The 19,588-nt window shown below is 61.8% G+C and carries 19 protein-coding genes; 6 read left to right on the top strand and 13 right to left on the bottom strand.

What is annotated here, in order from left to right; translation table 11 throughout:
- Window position 1 precedes the first annotated feature (1 nt).
- Together pbpC and F550_RS0100640 are read right to left on the bottom strand one after the other, a co-directional pair.
- Complete coding sequence (pbpC, locus tag F550_RS0100645; protein WP_018146586.1) at window positions 2–2,065, bottom strand: penicillin-binding protein 1C; 2,064 nt, start codon at window positions 2,063–2,065, stop codon at window positions 2–4.
- A complete protein-coding gene (locus tag F550_RS0100640; RefSeq protein ID WP_018146585.1) occupies window positions 2,062–7,023 on the bottom strand; it encodes an alpha-2-macroglobulin family protein in 4,962 nt (1,653 codons plus the stop codon). Before F550_RS0100640 ends, pbpC begins: the two co-directional genes overlap by 4 nt.
- A 114-nt stretch (window positions 7,024–7,137) precedes the next feature.
- On the opposite strand from F550_RS0100640, the gene F550_RS0100635 reads away from it, so the two are divergent.
- Complete coding sequence (locus F550_RS0100635; RefSeq protein ID WP_051076810.1) at window positions 7,138–8,316, top strand: BaiN/RdsA family NAD(P)/FAD-dependent oxidoreductase; 1,179 nt, start codon at window positions 7,138–7,140, stop codon at window positions 8,314–8,316.
- Between the two features lie 204 nt (window positions 8,317–8,520).
- Window positions 8,521–8,880, top strand: coding sequence for a YbaN family protein (locus F550_RS0100630; protein WP_018146583.1), 360 nt, complete (start codon window positions 8,521–8,523; stop codon window positions 8,878–8,880).
- Here F550_RS0100630 and F550_RS18800 read toward each other — a convergent pair.
- From F550_RS18800 to F550_RS0100605, 6 genes are all read right to left on the bottom strand, one after another.
- A complete protein-coding gene (locus F550_RS18800; protein WP_083911028.1) occupies window positions 8,847–9,035 on the bottom strand; it encodes an HNH endonuclease in 189 nt (62 codons plus the stop codon). The two genes, F550_RS0100630 and F550_RS18800, sit on opposite strands and share 34 nt — an antisense overlap.
- A 90-nt stretch (window positions 9,036–9,125) precedes the next feature.
- A complete protein-coding gene (locus F550_RS19045; RefSeq protein ID WP_018146582.1) occupies window positions 9,126–9,299 on the bottom strand; it encodes a hypothetical protein in 174 nt (57 codons plus the stop codon).
- Window positions 9,286–9,966 (bottom strand): class I SAM-dependent methyltransferase, encoded by a 681-nt coding sequence (locus tag F550_RS0100620; protein ID WP_018146581.1) that lies wholly within the window; start codon window positions 9,964–9,966, stop codon window positions 9,286–9,288. Before F550_RS0100620 ends, F550_RS19045 begins: the two co-directional genes overlap by 14 nt.
- A 3-nt stretch (window positions 9,967–9,969) precedes the next feature.
- Window positions 9,970–10,854: a bifunctional methylenetetrahydrofolate dehydrogenase/methenyltetrahydrofolate cyclohydrolase FolD gene (folD, locus tag F550_RS0100615; protein ID WP_018146580.1), complete on the bottom strand. Its 885-nt coding sequence runs from the start codon at window positions 10,852–10,854 to the stop codon at window positions 9,970–9,972.
- The gene (locus F550_RS0100610) at window positions 10,847–11,134 is read right to left on the bottom strand and encodes a DUF167 family protein (RefSeq protein ID WP_018146579.1); all 288 of its coding nucleotides are present in this window, start codon (window positions 11,132–11,134) and stop codon (window positions 10,847–10,849) included. Before F550_RS0100610 ends, folD begins: the two co-directional genes overlap by 8 nt.
- Window positions 11,134–11,442: a YggT family protein gene (locus F550_RS0100605; protein WP_156807772.1), complete on the bottom strand. Its 309-nt coding sequence runs from the start codon at window positions 11,440–11,442 to the stop codon at window positions 11,134–11,136. Before F550_RS0100605 ends, F550_RS0100610 begins: the two co-directional genes overlap by 1 nt.
- Window positions 11,443–11,609: 167 nt before the next feature.
- On the opposite strand from F550_RS0100605, the gene F550_RS0100600 reads away from it, so the two are divergent.
- Together F550_RS0100600 and F550_RS0100595 are read left to right on the top strand one after the other, a co-directional pair.
- Window positions 11,610–12,830 (top strand): MFS transporter, encoded by a 1,221-nt coding sequence (locus tag F550_RS0100600; protein WP_156807771.1) that lies wholly within the window; start codon window positions 11,610–11,612, stop codon window positions 12,828–12,830.
- Window positions 12,831–12,919: 89 nt separating this feature from the next.
- Window positions 12,920–13,465: a hypothetical protein gene (locus tag F550_RS0100595; RefSeq protein WP_018146576.1), complete on the top strand. Its 546-nt coding sequence runs from the start codon at window positions 12,920–12,922 to the stop codon at window positions 13,463–13,465.
- Between the two features lie 66 nt (window positions 13,466–13,531).
- On the opposite strand, the gene F550_RS0100590 is transcribed toward F550_RS0100595, so the two are convergent.
- Window positions 13,532–13,903 (bottom strand): VOC family protein, encoded by a 372-nt coding sequence (locus F550_RS0100590; protein ID WP_018146575.1) that lies wholly within the window; start codon window positions 13,901–13,903, stop codon window positions 13,532–13,534.
- Window positions 13,904–13,993: 90 nt separating this feature from the next.
- On the bottom strand, window positions 13,994–14,767 hold the full coding sequence (locus F550_RS0100585; protein ID WP_018146574.1) for an SDR family oxidoreductase: 774 nt from the start codon (window positions 14,765–14,767) through the stop codon (window positions 13,994–13,996).
- 172 nt (window positions 14,768–14,939) lie between these two features.
- Between F550_RS0100585 and F550_RS16425 the strand changes: the two genes are divergently transcribed.
- Window positions 14,940–16,613 carry a response regulator gene (locus F550_RS16425; RefSeq protein WP_018146573.1) on the top strand — a complete coding sequence of 558 codons (1,674 nt, stop codon included), beginning with the start codon at window positions 14,940–14,942 and terminating at the stop codon, window positions 16,611–16,613.
- Window positions 16,614–16,617: 4 nt separating this feature from the next.
- On the opposite strand, the gene F550_RS0100575 is transcribed toward F550_RS16425, so the two are convergent.
- The 3 genes from F550_RS0100575 to F550_RS0100565 are packed head-to-tail and all read right to left on the bottom strand — an operon-like array spanning window position 16,618 to window position 18,166.
- Window positions 16,618–16,911 (bottom strand): 4a-hydroxytetrahydrobiopterin dehydratase, encoded by a 294-nt coding sequence (locus F550_RS0100575; protein ID WP_018146572.1) that lies wholly within the window; start codon window positions 16,909–16,911, stop codon window positions 16,618–16,620.
- Between the two features lie 5 nt (window positions 16,912–16,916).
- The gene (locus F550_RS0100570) at window positions 16,917–17,531 is read right to left on the bottom strand and encodes a hypothetical protein (protein ID WP_018146571.1); all 615 of its coding nucleotides are present in this window, start codon (window positions 17,529–17,531) and stop codon (window positions 16,917–16,919) included.
- On the bottom strand, window positions 17,513–18,166 hold the full coding sequence (locus F550_RS0100565; RefSeq protein WP_018146570.1) for an HAD-IA family hydrolase: 654 nt from the start codon (window positions 18,164–18,166) through the stop codon (window positions 17,513–17,515). The genes F550_RS0100570 and F550_RS0100565 overlap by 19 nt, the downstream gene beginning before the upstream one ends.
- A gap of 162 nt (window positions 18,167–18,328) precedes the next feature.
- Between F550_RS0100565 and F550_RS0100560 the strand changes: the two genes are divergently transcribed.
- Window positions 18,329–19,576 (top strand): sensor domain-containing phosphodiesterase, encoded by a 1,248-nt coding sequence (locus F550_RS0100560; RefSeq protein ID WP_018146569.1) that lies wholly within the window; start codon window positions 18,329–18,331, stop codon window positions 19,574–19,576.
- The last annotated feature ends 12 nt before the right edge of the window (window positions 19,577–19,588 follow it).

The raw sequence follows: 19,588 nt of genomic DNA, 5'->3' as shown, positions 1-19,588 counted from the left end.
GTCAGCTCTCGCCGATCCCGATTACACGCACGCGAACACTGCTGGACCGGCCGGACCAGTCGACGGCGCTAACCTCATAAAAGCCCGCGCGCTGCGGCTGCCAGATCGGCAGGCCCGCATCATCGCTGGCGCATGGCGCCCCATCGATGAACCAGCTGAGCTCGCCCTCCCCGCGACCTGCCAGAACGAAAGGCCGGGACGGAGCGCCGTTGATCTCACCTGACCAGAGCTCAGCATCCTTGGGCGGGAAGAGGATATGCGGGGCCTCGGCGCGGTTATGGTCGAAGGCCTGAAGCGCGCCGTCGGCTTCGTTCTGGCGATCTGACATCAGCCGCGCCTTCGCATTGCCGTCCCCGCCGAGGTGATAAGCGGCCCGGTCGGCGACCTCGAACAGGATGGGAAGCGCCGCGCTCCGCCCCGTCTCTCCCGGTCTTGGCGCGCCATCGGCCCTGCCGACCCAGACGATGATGGCGTGATCGCCGGACACGCCCGCGGCCCAGGCATCGCGAAAGCCGTATGAGGTGCCCGTCTTGAAGGCGACCTGCGGCGCATCTGCGGTCAGTCTGCCTGGCATGCGCCCTTCAGGTGTTGGTGTCTGGCGCAGGATGGAGAGAATTTCGCCAGCGCTCTCAGCCCCCATCAGGCCGAAGCCGCTTGCTTCTCGGCTGCCCGTTTCTTCGGCTGCCGTCCACACGAGCGGCTTTGCCCGCCCGCCATCGCCAAGCGCCGCATAGAGCACGGCCAGTTCCCGCGCCGTCATCCCTGCCCCGCCAAGCGCGAGCGCAAGCCCGGCCTGATGATCTGCCCCGCCCCGAATGCGCGGCGGCGCGCCCGCAAGTGTCAGCGTGGCAGCAAACCGCTCTGGGCCAACACGGTCGAGCGCAAGAACGGCGGGTACGTTGAGCGAATGCTGCAGCGCATCGGAAACGCGGACATCGCCGCGAAACATCCGGTCGAAATTGTCGGGCTGATAGGACGCGAACCGTTTCGGCAGGTCGGAAATACGCGTCGACCCGCTCGCCTCCCCATCATCAAACGCCATGGCATAGATGAAGGGTTTCAAGGTCGACCCGGGCGAGCGCGCCTGCGCCGTCAGGTCGAGCCAGCCCCCGGCAATATCGCGCGACGCAGACCCGACCGCCGCCCGCACACCGCGCGTCGGAATATCGACCACCAGGATCGCAAGCTGTGTCTCCCTGCCAAACTCTTTTGCATGCGACAGCGCGAGGGCTTCCATCTCGGCCTGAAGACGGGCGTCCAGCGTGGAGCGGACATCGCCGCGGACATCCTTTGCCGCCCGCGCCGTTGCATGCCACGCCTCGGACGGGAAAGCATACGCCCCGGTCGGCAGATCGCTTGTGCGCGCATCTTCGGCCCGCGCCGCGTCAAGATAGCCTAGACGCTCAAGCTTCGTCACGATGGCGCGTCTGCCCAAATCTGCCCCTTCCGGGCGAAGGTCAGGGCGGCGAACCTCCGGGCTTTGCGGCAAGGCGATGAGAAGCGCGATCTGGTCATCGGAGAGCCGATCAGGCGCGCGTCCGAAATACCGCCAGCTTGCCGCGCGTATGCCCTCGATATTGCCGCCATAGGGCGTCAGCGTCAGATAGAGCTCGAGGATCTCTTTCTTGCTAAGGCGCGCTTCGATCTGATGGGCGCGAAACATTTCGATGAGCTTGGATGGGATTGTGCGTGGCCGCGGCTCCAACAGCCGGGCGGTCTGCATGGTTATCGTCGATCCGCCGGACACCACGCGCCCCGCCAGTGCAGACGTCCAGGCAGCCCGCACCATACCGGCCCAGTCGACCCCGCCATGGCGCCAGAAACGCTGGTCCTCAACCTCCAGAAGCGCCTCGACGAAGATCGGATCGATCTCATCCAAATCTGCCTGAAAGCGCCAGTAATTGTCGGGCGTCGGTATCGCGCGAAGCGGGCGGCCATGCCGATCGCTGATCAGCTTGGAGACCACCTCGCCGCGTTCGAGTGGCGGCGGAAACACCCTGTCCAGCAGGAACAGGACGGCCAGCCCTGCCAGTAAGGCAATCGCTGACCGTTTCAGCCAGATCATCTCTGTCCGCCTGTTGTCGCGTTGGCCGTACCGATGGTGATGCGGCCCGGCGCAGACCGTGCGAACACGTCAGGCCGGTACATGTCCTCGGCATTGGCGCCCGGCATGACAAACTCACCCGGCGTGACCGCACGCACCACATAGGCAAGGCGGACCGGCTGGTTGCGCACATCAATGGCTGCGATGAACCTGTCATCACGCGCCTCTGCTGTCTTCGCCGCATCAATGCTACCGGCCCAAGCAAAGGCCCCATCTGTCTCATCACTTCGGTCGCCATCGGCTGGCTTCAGGATCGTCTCGATCTCGAAACCTGCTGGCAGAAGGTCGGCGACGATCACCGGGTTGGTGCGCTTCTGGTCAGGTGTGATCTGGACGGTGACGACAAGCTGGTCGCCCTGGTCGATGTCGCCAAGGTCAACAGCGCCGCCCTGCAGGGTCCGCACCTGCTTGGACACCCGAAGGTTCGACGATGTGGCGGCTGGCGGCGATGCCGGTGTGCCGCGAACCATGACGGTCCGGAACATGGATGAGCTCCTGGCACCGAGCGAGAAGCTGACACCCTCATCGCGGGCCTGCGCCTCGGTCAGCTGATAGCGCCGGTCGTTATTATTGCCGTTGCCTAGCCCTTCAACCACCATCCGGTAGTCGTCGCCGCCATCATTCATGGCGTTGATCGCCAGCAGCGCAAACGCCTTCTCCTGCGTGGTCAGCTCGCTTGGATCAGGGGCGTCATCGCCGAGGCGCTCTGTCTGGCGGACAACCACCTCGTCGAAACCGGCTTCTGCCGCCAGCGCGACAAGACCTGCAAGATCGCGCAGCGGCGTCTGGTAATAGTCGCCCGTATTCGTATAGCCGAGCGCGTCTTCTGCCGCCTCGAAGGCGGACAATGCACGCGACCGGTCGCCCATGAAGGCAAGCGCAGCCGCAAGGTGCGCGCGGGCAAGCGGGCTCTCCATGTTGTCCAGCGCACGGTCATGCAGATAGCGGAGGCGACTGATATCGGCGCGGCCAGCCTTTGCCAGCACATAGAGCGCATAGGCAGACGCCCGGCGCATCAGCTTGGCTTCGGTGTCATTGTGCCACTCGCTCTCCCAGACATCGGTGTCATAGCCATAGGCCCGCCAGGCATCGCCCTGCGCAACGGCGCGCATCGACTGGAAGGCCCGCTCAAGCGCGGCGTCCGGCACTTCATAGCCCGCCTCGCTCGCGCGGTAGATGAAGTCCGTCGTATAGGCGCCAAGCCATGGTGACGCGTTGCGGTCACCCTCGCGCCAGAGGCCAAACGCCCCTTCGGAGGACTGGCGGTTCAGCACATTCATCACCGCTTCCTGTACCTGCGCCCGCGCAGGCTCACGGCCCGCTTCATCAGCGCCCATCGCAACCAGCTGTTCTGAATAGAGGAGCGGCATGGCCCGGCTGACCGTCTGTTCGGTACAGCCATAAGGATAGCGCGCCAGCGAACTGTAGAGCGCGTTGGCGTCCAGCGGCAGCGTCGAGAAGGTGACGGAGACTTCCGTCGTTCCCGGAACATAGCCTTCCATCAGATCGCCTGGCACCGACCAGCTCGCCCCCGGCTCCATCAGGGCTGTCGAGATCGTGGTTGCAGGCAGCCACGGGGACCGCGACTGGATCTGATAGTTGCGCGTGACGTCATAGCCGCCGGGGCCGCTCACATCGAGGCGAAGGTCGGCAATACCTGTCTCGCCCGCTTCGATACGAAGGCCTTCATCGACGCGCTGTCCGGACGGAATGGTCCGCGAAAGCTCGGTCGCCGCAACGCTGACCGGATCGGTCGCATTGAGCGAGGCTGTGAACGTGCCGCTCTCCAGCTCGATATTGTCGATCGAAACGGTCGCGATGGCATCATCGCCTGGCGCGAGGAAGCGCGGCAGGATGAGATCGGCAGGCGCCGGGTCGCGCACTGTCAGCGGACGGCTGGCAGAACCAAGACCTGTCTCAGACCAGACCACCGCCATCAGGCGAAGCTCACCATTGAAGTCCGGCACATCGAATGTGACCTCGGCGCGGCCCGACCGGCCGACATTCAGCTTGCCTGAGAAGAGCGCCACCGTTTTCGTCGGCACCACGGAGAGACCTTCGCCGCCAAGCTGGTCGCCGCCGGTCCGCACTTCAGCGGGAAGCCCCATATTCGGATCAAGCAGGCGGCCATAATCATCATAGACATCGACGCCGAGCGCCTTCTTGCCGAAATAATAGGCGACAGGGTCCGGGCTCTGGAACTTGGTGAGCTGCAGGATCCCCTCATCGACGGCCGCTAGCGTCATGTAGACGCCTTCGCGCGGGCGATCTCCGATATCGACCTCGATCGTCTGCTCACGGCGCGGGCGGACAACATCCGGCGCATCGATCTCGACCTCGAAGGTGCGCTCGTCCATGTCGAGCGGCACATAGCCGACACCGACCGCGCGGCGCGGCTTGGCCTGCAGGACAGGGTCGCGCGGTGTGTAGACATTGACGAGCACATAGGCGCCCTCGCCCCACTCTTCCGTCACTGGCAGGGTGAACTGCGTGCCTTCAGCCGACACGTCCCGCGTCTCTATGCGAAGGATCTTGTCGGTCGCGACGATGATCTGCGCTTCCCCATCATAGGGCGGCACAATGGTGATCGCAGCCGGGCGGCCCGGAACGATGACCTGTTCTTCGATGATGACTTCGACGCGGTCAGGTGCCTCGACGCCGTCATCGGAGACAGACCCGCCCCAGCCGACATAGAAGCCGGTGCTGGCCTCAGCGCCGCTATTGGCATCGCTCACGATCAGCTCGTGGCGGCCCCAGTCGAGCCCGTCGACGCTGATCGTCTGCGTCGTGCCATCCGTCGTGGAAACGCCCTCATTCACCGTTCGAACGGTGCGCGAACGGCGCCAGCGCCACTCACTGCCATCGCGGTACCAGTCATAATGATAGTCGATCGCGATCACGCGCCAGTCGAGCCGCGTATCAATAATGTCGCCATTTGCGCTTACGGCGGCGAGCTCAAAGGTTGCCGGGCCATCGCGCTCGGCGCGGCCCTCGAAATCCTTGCGGATGCCGACATAGCTGTCGCGCGGGCGATAAGGGATGCGCACGCTGTTGGTGACGGCACGGCCGCCCGGTTCAAGCACGCTGACATTGGCGTTAAGGCGAAGCGGCTGCGAGGAGTCCTCGCCCATATCCTGAGGGTTGAGGCGAACAACGGCGCGGCCTGCGCCATCGGTGGTCTGCGGCTCCAGCTCCAGAATACGTTCGCGGAACTGCTCGTCGGAGCGGCCAAACGTAAAGCCATCAAGCGTTTCGAACGGGCTTGGATCAGGCTCAAGACGTGCCTGTCCCTGCACGGTCAGGCCGGCGCCCGGGGCGCCATAAAGAAAGCGTGCATTGACCTCGATCTCACGTGTGTCGCCAGCGGCCATGAAGGCGTCCTCGTCGCCCTCAAGCTCGACGGCGATACGCTGGGGTACGAAATCCTCGACCGAGAAGCGCAGCGAGCCGGCTTCCCCTGCCCCATCGATCTCCATAACGGCGCGCCACATGCCGCGCGATGCGCTGCTTGCAAGGCCATAGTCCCAGACAAGCGCGCCGCCAGCTGCTTCGGTGAAGCGCTTGCGGTCAGCCTCGACGCCGTTCGGGCGGTAGATGATGATCTGGCCAGCCCGGTTGGAGATGGCAACGCCGCTGCGGTCACGCATCATCGCGGTCAGGTGCACGGTCTCGCCCGGACGGAAGATGCCGCGATCTGCATAGAGATAGCCATCGACAGGCCCCGGCGTTGTGCGCCCGCCCGTATTCATTTCAGAGAGATCGATTGGTGCGCGGGTCAGGTCCAGAACCGCAAGGTCGCCCTTGGCGCCATACGCCATCACCATGCGCGGCGCAGAATTGCCTGTGCCCGCAAGCAGCGGTGCATCAAAGCGCACACGGCCATCCTCGCCGGTCTCAGACTCGCCCAGCACCTCATTGTTGAACGCAATCAGCTGGACGCGCGTATTCGACAGGATCTCGCCGTCCTGCAACGAGCGCAGCGTCACATCGAGACCGTTCTCGCCGCGATAACCGGTCAGCGCCAGATTGGTCAGCATGATCCAGCGGCGCGCAGAGGCGGCCGGGCCATCATAATCGCTGACTTCCTTGGCATCGGTCAGCTCAACGAAATAGGAACCTGGACGCAGCTCTCCGATCACATCCTGCAGCGGAAAGACCGTCGTGACAGGCGCATTGGTGACATTCTCGATGTCCATGCTGCCGGACCAGACTTCGCTGGAAACGTCGCGCGGGTCTTCCTCACCATAGAGGTAGGAATAGCGCCCTTGCGCAGCCTCATCGCCCTGGCTGATCGACTTGAAGGCCAGCGCGCGGTCATTGACGCGGTAGACGGTGACATCAACGGCATCGACATTGACCGTCTCGATCGGCAGGCCATCGGCATTGTCGCGCGGCAGGATGACGCCCGCGCCTTCAAAGCCGACATAGGCCGGGCGGTCCTCAAAGCTGATCTGGACCTCTTCACTGCGCTCGATCTCGCGGCCATCGGCGCTCGGCAGGCCTTCAAGGATCGTCGCGGTGTAGGATTGGGCAAAGTCGAGACCCTCAAGGCAAAGCTCACGGCCTTCGATTGCATAGGCCGGACGCACCGCTGGCTGCATCCGAATATAAGTGGCGTAATCGGTTTCAGGGTCGAGCGGCTGGGAGAAGACAAGGCAGGCGCGCGGCTGGTCACCGCTCATGTCGGGGGCATAGCGGAAATAGACGAAGCGGTTCTCTTCGGCGTCGGCGAGGGCCTGTCGGTCGCGCTCGCGGCGCTCTGCGGCGGCTTGGGCCGCGCGGGAGCGTTCGACGATTTCGCCATCAACCGTTTCAGGATCGAGCGGGGCTGGCGGCTCGTCTCCGCCTCCGCATGCAGCCAGTACGGCCACAAACCCAGCGAAACAAAGTGCCCGAGCTTTATTGGTCCAGCCTGACATCCCCACGTCCTCCTCCTGATGCGTTCATGCTCTTTACAGGATGTTGCTATGCCGCGAACAGGGCCAGATTGAGACTTTTTAAGGAATAACGGTCTGGCCGATCCGATCGACACGCTGGTTCTTGGGGGCGGTGCCGCAGGGCTCTACTGCGGCGCCCGTCTGGCAGAGCATGGATTGAGTGTCCTCGTCCTCGATCATGCGAGGCGCCCGGCCGAGAAAGTGCGCATCTCTGGCGGTGGCCGGTGCAACTTCACCAACATCCACACAAGCGCGGCGAACTTCGTTTCGCAGAACCCGCATTTCGCCAAGTCCGCGCTGGCCCGGTACAGCCCGTGGGACTTCTGCGACCGCGTCGCCAAGCGGGGCCTCACCTGGCATGAGAAGACGCTGGGCCAGCTCTTCTGCGACCAGAAGTCCGGCGCAATTATCGACATGCTGGTCGAAGACTTCACCAAACCCGGCGGCGAGCTTCGCCTCGAAACCAGCATTGGCGAGATCGACCACCGCGATGGCCGCTTCCATGTCGGCACAAGCAATGGACCGGTCACCGCAGACCGCCTCGTCGTTGCGACAGGCGGGCTATCGATCCCGAAAATGGGCGCCAGCGGTCTTGCCTATGACATCGCCCGCAAGTTCGGCCACGACATCGAGCCGACACGCCCTGCGCTCGTGCCCTTCATGTTTTCCGGGGACCTGAAAGACGCGTTCTCGGACCTTTCCGGCGTCTCCTGCATGGTCGACGCTAAGGCCGGAACAGGACCCGACTTTCACGAAGCCATGCTGTTCACCCATCGCGGCCTCTCAGGACCAGCCATGCTGCAGGCCTCGACCTATTGGCGCGAAAGCCAGCCGGTTGAGATCGATCTCGCGCCCGGCGCCCCGCTTCTGGATAACCTCAACGAGGCGCGAAAAGCCAAGCCGCGCATGACGCTGACCAGCTGGCTCGGCACGCGGTTTCCAGCGAGGCTGGCACAATTTGTGGCAAGCTGGCCGGGTCTGCCGGGCGACAAACAGATCGGCCAGCTCTCCAACGCTGAGATGGACGCGCTGACCACTGCCCTCAAGAACTGGAAGGTCACGCCCGTCGGCACCGAAGGTTGGCGCACCGCTGAGGTGACGGCTGGCGGCATCGACACCGGCGGCCTCTCATCCCAGACGATGGAGAGCAAACACCTGCCCGGCCTCTATTTCATCGGCGAATGCGTCGACGTGACCGGCTGGCTTGGCGGGTATAATTTCCAGTGGGCCTGGGCGAGCGCTGTGGCCTGCGCGGCCGCCATCACCAATCGATAGACTGACACGTCAGGCTCGACGGTCATTGTTCACGCAACGCATGCGCGTGGGCGGCGTTTATCGCAAGAGATCCAGCGCAAGGCGCTCGGAAATAGTCAGGCCCTCTGATCCAGCTTGTAGGCGGGCAGCGTATCTGGCACTTGCCGGAGACGTGGCCCGTCTCTTTTCGCAGAGGCCGCTGATGAGGAGCGCGAAGACACCGTCATGCTGATCGCCCGCGTCCTCGGATTTCTCCTGCTTGGCCTTGGCGGCATCGGCATCTTCCTGCCTGTCTGGCCGACAACGATTTTCTGGATCGGTGCGGCCATCTGCTTTGCGAGATCCAGTCCCGTCATGCGCGACTGGATCTATGGACGCCCAGGCTTTGGCCCACCAATCCGCAACTTTATCGAAGAGGGAACGCTGTCGCGAAAATCCAAATCAGGCGCGCTTGTCGGCATGGGACTGGCATCCGGCATATCGACCGCGGTCCTCTGGGAACGATGGACATGGCTCGCGGTCGCACTCGCCCTCATCATCTGCGGCATGGCCTATGTAATGACCCGCCCATCCGACCCGGCCTGACTCCTCCCCTTGCGCTTGTTACAAATGGCGTGGGCGAGCTGGAGGTTTTCAGGCCGGTCAGGTCCGCCCGCAGCGCGCGGCAAGATATGATCGAAGGTGGGGCGTTGCCGTTTCCAGATCGAGGCATGCGGCAGCTCAAACCGTGAGCGTGGCATCGCCTTTCCGCACAGCGCGCAGATACCGTCCTGCACAGCCCACAGATCGTCGAAAAGCTTGCTGGAAGGCGGCGTGACCGGCTGGCTCACCTAGTCCGACTTTCGCGTGGCCAGCAGCAGGACAAGCGAGATAACCGCCCCGACAATCGCGACACCGACGACGACAACGAAGGCGATACTGGCGGCCACCATGATAATAACGGCAACCACCGTCAGCAGGAAAACAAGGCCCGCCCATCCAAGGAATGTCTTAGGCTTTTCCATCTCGTGTCTCCTCGCATGGTTTGTCCGGCCCTGCGGGCCTGCTAGCTTCTATAACGCCCTTTTCGAACACGTAGTTCATCCAGGTCACACCTGCCCGCCGGTTCGCTTCGCCAGCCGACTCGCGTTTGACCGACTTCAGGCAATCGAGACCGCTCGTAGCCGCTAGGGCCAGCATCTCGTCAACGGGCACATCGAACATGCACCGTCCCTCGGGCACCGGCCCATGCCGCACCAGCAGCACAAGCCGCCCACCGGGTTTCAGGAGACACGCGAGCACCGGAAATGCGACCTGCCGCTCATCAGCGTCCAGATGCATGAAGACAGCCGACAGCTGGACAAGGTCGAAAGTTTCCACGCGGTCTTTGAGATGGTTGAGGTCTGGCAGACTATCGTCCAGCCATTCGATCGATGGCGACGGATGCAACCTCATCGCCCGCTCCCGCAATGCGTCACACGGCTCTACCGCCGTGACACAGTACCCTGCCTTGTCGAACCAGTCGGCATCGCGCCCCGTCCCTGCACCAGTATCGAGTACGCGCGCAGGCGGGGACGGATAAAACGGCATGACGGCCTCATGCACGGTCTCGAACGCGAAACTCTCATAGCGCTCGAAGAGGTCATCCGCCTCGCTGGCATAGCTTTGCGTGCCGCGAACGCCGCCTGCCATGGTCTATAGCCCGTCCGGCAGGTCCCAGCCGCGCCGGTAGCAAGCGGCGATGACCGTATTGCGCAGAAGGCAGGCAATCGTCATGGGGCCGACACCGCCCGGCACAGGCGTGATGTGTCCCGCGACTTCTGCGCAGGCGGCAAAGTCGGCATCGCCGACCAGCCGCGTCTTGCCTTCGCCTTTTTCCGGCGCATCGATCCGGTTGATCCCGACATCGATGACAACAGCGCCGGGTTTCACCCAGTCGCCCTTGATCATTTTCGGGCGGCCAACAGCCGGGACCAGAATGTCTGCTGTCCGGCAAAGCGCCGCGAGGTCCCTGGTCCGCGAATGCGCGACCGTGACCGTGCAGTTCTCTGCCAGAAAGAGAAGCGCTGCCGGTTTGCCAACAAGGATAGAGCGCCCGACCACGACGACATTCTTGCCCGAGAGGTCATCGCCGAGCACTGATTTTGCCAGGATCACACAGCCGGTGGGCGTACAGGGGCGCAGGCCATCCTTGCCGAGCACCAAGCGCCCAGCGCTGGCTTCGGTCAGTCCATCGACGTCCTTGGCGGGTGCGATGCACTCAATGGCCCTTTGCTCGTCTAAACCTTTAGGCAGTGGCAACTGAAGCAGGATGCCATCGACCTCATCATCATCGTTCAAGCTGGAGATCAGCGTTTCGACATCGTCCTGGCTCGCTTCGGCCGGCAGATGGTGGTGAAGCGAGCGCATGCCGGCCTCTTCGGTCTGCCGAACCTTGTTACGCACATAGACCTGGCTGGCGGCGTCTTCGCCGACCAGCACCACGGCGAGGGTTGGCTGTCCCGGTAATTTCGCGACGGCCGCGCCGACCTTTGCGCGCACCTCCGCTGCGACTTGTTTTCCGTCGATGCGTTCACCCATCGCCCATCCACTCCTCGATCTGGCGCGCCGCAGCGCTGCCGGGTTCTGTGTCGATGTCCACGCCCTTAATCCGGCTCGTCTCGCGGGTCACCACCCTGACGGCAGATTTTGGAAGGCCGAGTTCCTTTGCCAGAACCACTTCGACCGCCTTGTTGGCTTTTCCCTTTTCCGGCACGGCGCGCACACGGACCTTCAGATAGAGCCGTCCGGCATCGTCCGTGGCAGGGCCTTCGACCCGGTCCGCCGACGCGTTTGGCGTCATCCGGACGGAAAGGCGCATCAGCCAGGCATCGCGAAGATGAGTTGAGGCAACAGCCAGTCGCGCGTGAACAGGATCAGCAGCGCCAGGATGAAGACCGAGAGGTCAAGCTGTCCAAGCGGGGGGATCGTGTTCCGGATCGGCCGAAGCAGAGGCTCCAGAATCGATTCAAGCATTGAATAGATCTGGCGCGCCCGCGGCCCGTAGGGCGACAGAACGTTGAACATGAAGAGCCAGCTCATGATCACATAGCCGAACAACACAAACAAAAGCAGCGTCAGGATCGGATTCAAGAAATACTGATACAGCGCCAACATGAAGTCTTGCACGTGTGTGTCTCCTTCGACTTGCGAGGCCTGACTAATCCGAATGCGCCGCGCTCTGCAACATCCAAGGTGCGCGGCCTTTCGCTGCGGCAACTAACGAAATTGAGAGTGCGCGCTTGCCGGTGACGGGAAACGCCGCCATCTTCAACCCTGGCACGAGGTGGGGACGCATGCTGCATCAAGCTGAGATCGAACAACCACTTCTGCCTTTGAGCGGGTGGCAGAAAGGCGTGATCGCCTTTGCCAATGTCGCCATGGGCGCAGGCATGACGATCAACTTCGTCGTTGTCGCACCGCTGGCGCGCGAAGCTGGCCTGACGGAGGTTCAGGTAGCAGGCATCCTCACCCTTTCGGCCGCCATCTATGCGCTGATGATCCCGCAATGGGGCCGCTGGGCGGACCGGTTTGGCCGCAAACGCGTCATGGTGTTTTCGCTGATGGCAATGGCTGGCACGAACATGCTGTTTGTGTTTGCGCTACAAGCTGCGCTGGCCGGCCTCGTCGCCGGAATGTCCACCTTCTTCCTGCTGGTCTTCACCCGGCTCTGGTTCGGCCTGCTCGCGCCCGGCCTTCAGCCCGCCGCCATGGCGGCCATGACCGACGCGACCACCGCCACAACACGCGCAGGCGGCCTTGGCATGCTCAGCGCTGGCATGGCGCTCGGCTCGATCCTCGGTCCGGCGGGCTCTAGCGTGCTGGCACAGTTTGGCGCCCTGGCCCCGATCTGGGGCTCGATCGTCTTCTGCGCGATCGCTGGCATCGTCATCGCATTCGCCCTGCCCAAGTCACGCGGAGACCGCAATCGCAGCCGCCCGGAGCCATTGCGGATCCGCGACCCCCGCGTCTTTCCGCATCTCACCTTTCTGCTGTGTTATTTCATCGCCGTGGGCGCGATCCAGCAGACGCTTGCCTGGCTCCTGGAAGACAGGTTCGCGATCGCTCAGGCAGAGACGGTTCAAGCCGTCGGGATCGTCTTCTCCTGCATGGCGGTAATGCTCATTCTCGTTCAGTTCGGCTATGTGCAGCGAGTAAACCCCTCGCCGCGGCGTATATTGCCGGTCGGTCTCGCTTTCATCGCCATCGGCTATATCGGCGCAGCCGTGATGACCAGCTTCCCGGCAATGTGCGCGGCATTCGCGCTTGTCGGGGCAGGCTCGGCCCTCTCTGTGCCCGCGGCCAACGCGCTTGGCAGCTTGTCGGTGGAGCGCCACGAGCAGGGCAGCGCCGCCGCCCTTCTCTCGGCCGCCCCGCCATCAGGCTTTATCTTTGGGCCGCTGCTTGGCGCCGCGCTCTATACGCTCGACACGCGCCTGCCGCTTTTCTTCAGCGCGGCGATGATGATCGTCCTGCTGAGCTACAGGCTCTACCGCGAAGCGCGGCGTGCCGTTTGAACCTGCCTCTGGCGGGCACCGCTATAGGAATCCGGTTTGCCACGGCCCTGTTTCCGGCTACATTTCATCATGAACAAAGGAGATTTTAGATGAAACTCACCCCTATCGCTGTTGCCACCTGTTCTGCCGTTCTCCTGCTCGCCGCCTGCGGTGAAACTGAGACCGTTGAAGAAACTCCTCCGGCTGATGGGCCAATCGAAAGCGAAGGCTCGCTCACCGAAGACCCGGAGATTGGTCTTAATGAAGAGCCCGGCGGTGAGATGAGCGCCGAGACCGACATGTCCGGCGACATGGCGGAGGAGGAGAACAGCACGCTCGCATCGCTAGAAGGCGACTGGGTGTCAGGCGACGACGACAAATCCGAAATGTCGATCATCGATGGCACCGTCACCATGATGTATGATGGCGAAGTCCTCAGCACCGATACGCTGGAAGTCGTCGACTCCTGTCCCGATGTGGCCGGCGAAGTCTCCGATATGCAGCTGATCACCATGACGTCCAACGATACTGATGAAAGCCTCTGCTATGGCATCATCACCCTGAATGACGAGCGTCTTGAGCTCAGCTCCTATCCGCGCGGCAACACGCTGACCTATGAGCGCATGCCTGTCGGCAGCGCGATAGACACAGAATAGGCTCAACCTTTCCAGGTAAGACATGGAAGGGCCGGACGCGAAAACCGCGTCCGGCCCTTTTCAGTTTCAACCCATTGTAAAGGCGTTGAGCTTATTGCCGTCCGGATCGCGGAAATAGGCGGCATAGAAGCCCTCATCGCCGCGCGGGCCCGGCGCCCCCTCATCGCTTCCGCCATTAGCGAGCGCGATTTCATAGAGCTTGTTGACCTGCGCCTGGTCCTTCGCCTGCAGGGCCACCATGGTGCCGTTCCCGACACTTGCGGTCTTGCCATCAAACGGCTTTGTCGCCGCAATGCCAGCCGGCCCGTCCCATGTGCCCCAGGCGATGAAAGTCTCTGTGTCCATCATCCGCCCATTGCCCATCTCGGCGGCTATCGCGTCATAGAATTTTGCCGCCCGCTCAATGTCATTCGTCCCGAACGTTACGTATCCGATCATTTGTCCCCTCCGTTTTAAGGCCCCGGAACATACCATGAACGACACGAGGGGAACAAGCTGAATTTGATCCAAGGCTTCGGGGCGAGCGGACTACATCGCCGAGATACCACCATCCACCTTGAGCTCGATCCCGGTGACCAGCTTGCTTTCATCGGATGCGAGATAAAGCACGGCATAGGCGATATCATCCGGCTCGCCGACCTTGCCGAGCGGGATCTGGCGGGCAAGCTTCTTCAGGCCTTCTTCCTCACCAAACATTTCCTTTGTCCTGTCGAGGATCGGCGTGTTGATGAAGACCGGATGGACCGAATTACAACGGATCTGGCCGCCTGTCTTGGCGCAATGAAGCGCGATCGACTTCGACATGTGGCGCACGGCCGCCTTGGCCGTATTGTAGGCAATATAGTTGCCGCTCGCGATGATCCCGGCGATCGATGAGATGTTGACGATGGAGCCGAGGCCATGGTCGCGCATCAGCGGAATGGCGTATTTGCAGCCATGGAAGATCGAATCGACGTCGACCTCCTGAACCTTGCGGAACATTTCATAGTTCTCGTCCTCGACAGAACCAAGCGAGCCGATACCCGCATTGTTCACAAGGATGTTGAGCCCGCCCATCGCGTCATGGGCGTCTTTCAGGATCGACTGCCAGGCCTCTGCGTCCGTCACATCGTGCTGCCAGGCGAAGGCTGTGCCCGCACCAAGCTCGTCATTTATGGCAGCCGCGACTTTCTTTGCGCCCTCGCCATTAATGTCGGTCACCGTGACCTTTGCGCCTTCACGCGCCAGCATCCAGGCCGTTGCCTCACCCAGTCCCTGCGCCCCGCCTGTGACGAATGCCTTCTTTCCTGAAACCCGGCCCATATCGCGATCCTCCCGCCTTTGATTTTCTGGTTTGTTTCAGGAGCTGAACTCACAGCTTCGCCTGGCCACGTCAAGGCAGGAGGGCTCGGTGGTGCCCCCGGCCTGCCGCCTCGTGAATTGTTTATAAAGAAGTTTCGTGTCTCTTACGGGCAAAAATATAGGGGGAGTTCGCGTGTCACATCACAAGAAAATCAGTCTGACGCTGGATCAGATACTCGACGCCGTCGCAAGTATAGAAAATGGTTTCGCCATTCACGGTCCGGACCTCAGCCTGCTTTATGTCAACGACACTGCAAGATCACACTTTCCGGTCTTTTATAGCGAACTCGAGGCCGGCACATCGGCTGAAGACGCTATGTTGAAAAGCGCGCGGTCTGTCATGGCAGACGGGCCACATTTCAATTCGGCCAGCTACTCGCGCGAGCTGGTTGAGAAAATCCGCAGCTTCGGCACGATCGATGTTCAGACCGCCGAAGGCAAGTCAGTCAAGGCCAGCTTCTCTGCCATGCCCGACGGTACCATCCTCTGCCTCAGCCACGACATCACCGATGTGCGCGAGCATGAACGCGAGCTGCGGCATGCAAAGCGTGAGGCCCTCGCAGCAAGTGAAGCAAAGTCGGAATTTCTGGCGTCAATGAGCCACGAAATTCGCACGCCCCTCAATGGCATCCTCGGCATGGCACAGGCGCTTTCCTCGCGTGAGATTGGTGCCGATGAGCGTGAAATGGTCGGTGCCATCCTGGATTGCTCGAAGTCCTTGATGACGCTGCTGAACGATATCCTGGATCTTTCCAAAATCGAGGCCGGCAAGCTCGACATTGCGCCGATTGCCGACGATTTTCGCCACAAACTGAAACGCACGGAGCGCTTCTACCGCCCGAAGGCCGAAGAAAAGGGCCTTTTCCTCCGCGTCATCGTCGACAAGTCGATCCCGTCCGTTCTGGAGTTCGACCCCGTTCGATTTCGCCAGTGTGTCGACAATCTCGTTTCCAATGCGCTCAAGTTTACCACGACCGGCGGCGTCGTCGTGGCGGCGACATGCGGGCACAGCGATACGCCTGGCCGCATGCAGCTCAAGATCCACGTGTCAGACACAGGCATCGGCATGACTGAAGAACAGGTGCTGAAGCTTTTCGAGAACTTCCATCAGGCCGATCGGTCGACCACGCGCATCTATGGCGGCACGGGCCTTGGTCTCGCAATCACGCGCAAGCTCGCCCGCATGATGGGCGGGGATGTGTCGGTCGTCAGCAAGCCAGGCAAGGGATCGATCTTCACGCTAAGCTTCGAAGCCGGCCTGACAGAACAGATCCACGGCGCGCCAAGCAGAGAGAGCTTCAACGGCCCCTCGCTTGTTACCGCCCGCGACGAGCGTGTGGTTGATTTTCGCGGCAAGACGGCACTCGTTGTCGATGACAATCGCATCAATCGCCGGGTTGCACGCCTCTTCATTGAGCCGACAGGGCTACGCGTCCTCGAGGCCGGGGGCGGCAGAGAGGCGCTGGACGTACTCAAGACAGAGCGTGTCGATATCGTGCTTCTGGATATCCATATGCCGGAAATGGACGGGCCTGAAACGCTGACACATATCCGCGGCCTCGGCGGCACTTGCGAAAACGTTCCGGTCATTGCCCTGACTGCCGATGCGATGGCGGGCGACCGTGAGCGCTACATGAAGATGGGCATGTCTGACTATGTTTCAAAACCCATCGACGAGCGGCAGCTCATCACCGTGATGAGCCACTGCATGTCGGTAGCTGGCCCTGAGGTCGCCGCTCGCAGAAGCGCCGAAGACAGCAAAGCCCTCGGCGCCATAGATACACTCATTCAGCGCATGAGCGCCTGAAGTCTCAGGCTAGCTTGGCAGCAAACCCGTCCATTTTCTTCGCCAGATCAACGTCTTTCTGTGTCACGCCGTCTGCGTCATGCGTCGTCAGCGTGACTTCGACAGTGTTGTAGACATTGAACCATTCAGGGTGATGGTCTGCCTTCTCGGCTTGCGTCGCCGATGCGCTCATGAAGGCGAAGGCTGTCGCGAAGTCCTCGAACTCGAACGTCTTCGTGATCGCATCGGTGTCACCCTCTGCGCTCTCCCAGCCTTTCAGCTTTGCCAGAACGTCTTCGATTTTCATCTTGTCGGCCATGATTGTTATTCCTCGCCTGCAATTTCGTGAACATAATAGAGCCAGCGCCCATCCTCCGAGATCGCCGTCCGGATCCCCGGATAGCCGCGACCCTCTCTTATCTGTGCAATCCCTGCCTCGCCGACCAGTTCCTCAAGCCGGGCCCGCTGGCTGAAATTCAGCCGTTCCGGTGTCAGCGCTTCAGGCTCCAGGGCGGCAAGCTCCGGCCAGACATACCAGGTCTCCCCGGCAACCGCCTTCACTCCATACGGGCCGTCGAGAAGGTCATCCAGGCGTAGCAGCGGGTCGAAACCGGTGCGGCGCAGAAGGTCCCAGTGATCATCATGCGAGGCGCCCGCGAAATTGGACACGAAACCGGACTGCGCTTCCGCAAACTGCACCAGCCTGCGCAGTGAATTGCGCTCGATGATACTGTCTAGCTGGGCGATGGTTTCCATCGCAGGACCACTGAGCACAATCGGGCCGGTCGCGGCCCGCTCAGCCGGCAACATATAGTCAGGCGCCTGCTCGACCTGCAGCCGGACGTTTTCGCGCGCCCGGTCCTCGCCGCATGCGGCAAGGCACGCCGCAAGCGCCCCGACCAGCAGCAGACGCATCACGGTCAGCCTGTGAGCTTCCATCCGGTCGCCGCTTCAAGGTCCGCCAGAAGCTGGTCCTCGTTCAGCACCTTGATCGTCGTCATCCCCATGGCCCGCGCCGGTTTGAGATTAATACCAAGATCGTCGAGATAGACGCAGTGATTGGGATCAACGTCGAGCGCCTCGCACATCAGCGCGTAGATGCGTGGGTCGGGCTTTCTGATGCCGAGCTTCGAGCTCTCGATCATCTCATCGAAGAGGCCAAACACATTCTCGATTTCGCTGGCGCGGCCTTCGTCATTCTGCATACCAGCGCCCTTGCCGACAGGCGCGTTATTCGTGATGCAGCCGACCTTCACCTTGGCCTTGCAGCGCTTCAGCGCCTCAACGACACGCGGGCGCAGATTGCCTGACAGCAAGCCGAGTATGTCCTTGCCGGGCACCGAATGCCCCAGCGCTTCGGCCTCGACGCGGAAGAGCTCGTCGAACTCCTCAGCGTTCACTTTGGACTGCTCCAGCTTGGCCCAGGCGTTCGTATCGCCGTTCACGGCATTGACGCCCCGGATGAAGTCCCTGGGCAGGCCTCTTTCGGCTTCATAGCGATTGAAGGCTTCGAAGGGAGAGGACGTGATCACGCCCCCGAAATCCCAGATTACGGCTTGTATGTCTTGTGTCATGCCAGAAGCTCTAGCCGCTTCGCCGGAACGTGTCGACCTGCCGGATTTAACCGCGCCCGGTCTGATCTTCTTCCCTCAGACAACCAAAAAAATTCGCGGATCGAACAGGAGCATTCATTAAGCTTTCCAGCCTAGGTTTAGGAAAATAAACGCATCAGAAGGATGACCGAAGACCAGATGGCCGAGACAGATAATCTCGTTAAGATACTGACTGATAACGACCAATCAGCCGAGCACGCTATTGACCGCGCGCTTGATGCGATCCGCAAGCATCTCGGCATGCCGATCGCCTATCTGTCAGAGTTCGTCGGCAATGAGTCCGTGTTTCGCCATGTTGCGGCACCGGGCCTTGAAGACCTTATCAAAGTTGGCGACGCGCGCTCTCTCGATGATGTCTATTGCCGCCATATCGTCGAAGGCCGGCTGCCGAACCTCATTCCTGATACGTCAGATGTGCCCCTCGCCGCTGACATGCCGGTCACGCAGGCTGTGCCGATCGGATCGCACGCCAGCATCCCGATCCTTCTGGATGACGGGTCGGTCTACGGCATGTTCTGCTGCCTGAGCCCGGAGCCGAATGACAGCCTGAATGCGCGCGACCTCGAAACGATGAAACTCTTCGCCGGTCTGGCCACCGAACAGGTGCGGCGCAGCTCCCGCCAGAAAACCCAAAGAATCGAGACCCAGCAGCGCGTCAGGCAGGTGCTTGACGATAGCGCGTTCAGGATCGCCTTTCAGCCCATCGTCGATACGTTCCGCTCACAAACACTAGGCTATGAAGCCCTCTGCCGCTTTCAGGCAGAGCCGATTCGCACGCCGGATATCTGGTTTGCCGAGGCCGAACGCGTTGGCCTTGGCGAAGAGCTTGAAGTCGCCGCGATCGCCCGCGCGCTCGAATCCATACCGTTGCTCGAAGACGGCCAGTACATCTCCGTGAACGCCTCACCCAAAACAATCCAGAGCGCCGCTTTCAAGGGCGTGATGAAGACGGTGCCCCCCTCTTCAGTTCTGCTGGAGATCACTGAGCATGCCGTTATCGAAGACTATGACGCCTTCCTGCGCGACATTGCTCCGATGCGTGCGGCAGGCCTGAAGCTTGCCATTGATGACGCTGGCGCTGGCCATTCCTCGCTGCGCCACATCCTCCAGCTCGGTCCCGATTTCCTGAAGCTCGACATGAGCCTCGTTCGCGATGTCGATCAGGATATTTCCCGCCGCGCCCTTATCAGCGCCCTGCTCTATTATGCCCGTGAAACGGGCGCGCAGATCATTGCCGAGGGGATCGAGACGCAGGCTGAGCTAGACGTTCTGAAACGCCTCGGCGTGACGCGTGGCCAGGGCTATTTCCTCGGCCGTCCAGGCTATGACCTGCCTGACAGGTCGCTGGAAATGAAGAACACCGGCAGCTAGACCGGGGGCACA

It is taken from the genome of Henriciella marina DSM 19595 (assembly GCF_000376805.1).
Classification (GTDB): Bacteria; Pseudomonadota; Alphaproteobacteria; order Caulobacterales; family Hyphomonadaceae; genus Henriciella; species Henriciella marina.
Note: the sequence above shows the minus strand (reverse complement) of the source record. Positions and strands in the feature narration are given on the sequence as shown.

What these genes read in the sequence shown, in the direction of transcription:
- F550_RS0100565 (WP_018146570.1), bottom strand. Translation starts at nt 18,166, where the DNA reads ATGACACAAGACATACAAGCCGTAATCTGGGATTTCGGGGGCGTGATC.
- folD (WP_018146580.1), bottom strand. Translation starts at nt 10,854, where the DNA reads ATGGGTGAACGCATCGACGGAAAACAAGTCGCAGCGGAGGTGCGCGCA.
- pbpC (WP_018146586.1), bottom strand. Translation starts at nt 2,065, where the DNA reads ATGATCTGGCTGAAACGGTCAGCGATTGCCTTACTGGCAGGGCTGGCC.
- F550_RS0100640 (WP_018146585.1), bottom strand. Translation starts at nt 7,023, where the DNA reads ATGTCAGGCTGGACCAATAAAGCTCGGGCACTTTGTTTCGCTGGGTTT.
- F550_RS0100560 (WP_018146569.1), top strand. Translation starts at nt 18,329, where the DNA reads ATGACCGAAGACCAGATGGCCGAGACAGATAATCTCGTTAAGATACTG.
- F550_RS19045 (WP_018146582.1), bottom strand. Translation starts at nt 9,299, where the DNA reads ATGGAAAAGCCTAAGACATTCCTTGGATGGGCGGGCCTTGTTTTCCTG.
- F550_RS0100590 (WP_018146575.1), bottom strand. Translation starts at nt 13,903, where the DNA reads ATGATCGGATACGTAACGTTCGGGACGAATGACATTGAGCGGGCGGCA.
- F550_RS0100575 (WP_018146572.1), bottom strand. Translation starts at nt 16,911, where the DNA reads ATGGCCGACAAGATGAAAATCGAAGACGTTCTGGCAAAGCTGAAAGGC.
- F550_RS0100595 (WP_018146576.1), top strand. Translation starts at nt 12,920, where the DNA reads ATGAAACTCACCCCTATCGCTGTTGCCACCTGTTCTGCCGTTCTCCTG.
- F550_RS0100630 (WP_018146583.1), top strand. Translation starts at nt 8,521, where the DNA reads ATGCTGATCGCCCGCGTCCTCGGATTTCTCCTGCTTGGCCTTGGCGGC.
- F550_RS18800 (WP_083911028.1), bottom strand. Translation starts at nt 9,035, where the DNA reads ATGCCACGCTCACGGTTTGAGCTGCCGCATGCCTCGATCTGGAAACGG.
- F550_RS0100585 (WP_018146574.1), bottom strand. Translation starts at nt 14,767, where the DNA reads ATGGGCCGGGTTTCAGGAAAGAAGGCATTCGTCACAGGCGGGGCGCAG.
- F550_RS0100610 (WP_018146579.1), bottom strand. Translation starts at nt 11,134, where the DNA reads ATGCGCCTTTCCGTCCGGATGACGCCAAACGCGTCGGCGGACCGGGTC.
- F550_RS0100620 (WP_018146581.1), bottom strand. Translation starts at nt 9,966, where the DNA reads ATGGCAGGCGGCGTTCGCGGCACGCAAAGCTATGCCAGCGAGGCGGAT.
- F550_RS0100570 (WP_018146571.1), bottom strand. Translation starts at nt 17,531, where the DNA reads ATGGAAGCTCACAGGCTGACCGTGATGCGTCTGCTGCTGGTCGGGGCG.
- F550_RS0100600 (WP_156807771.1), top strand. Translation starts at nt 11,610, where the DNA reads ATGCTGCATCAAGCTGAGATCGAACAACCACTTCTGCCTTTGAGCGGG.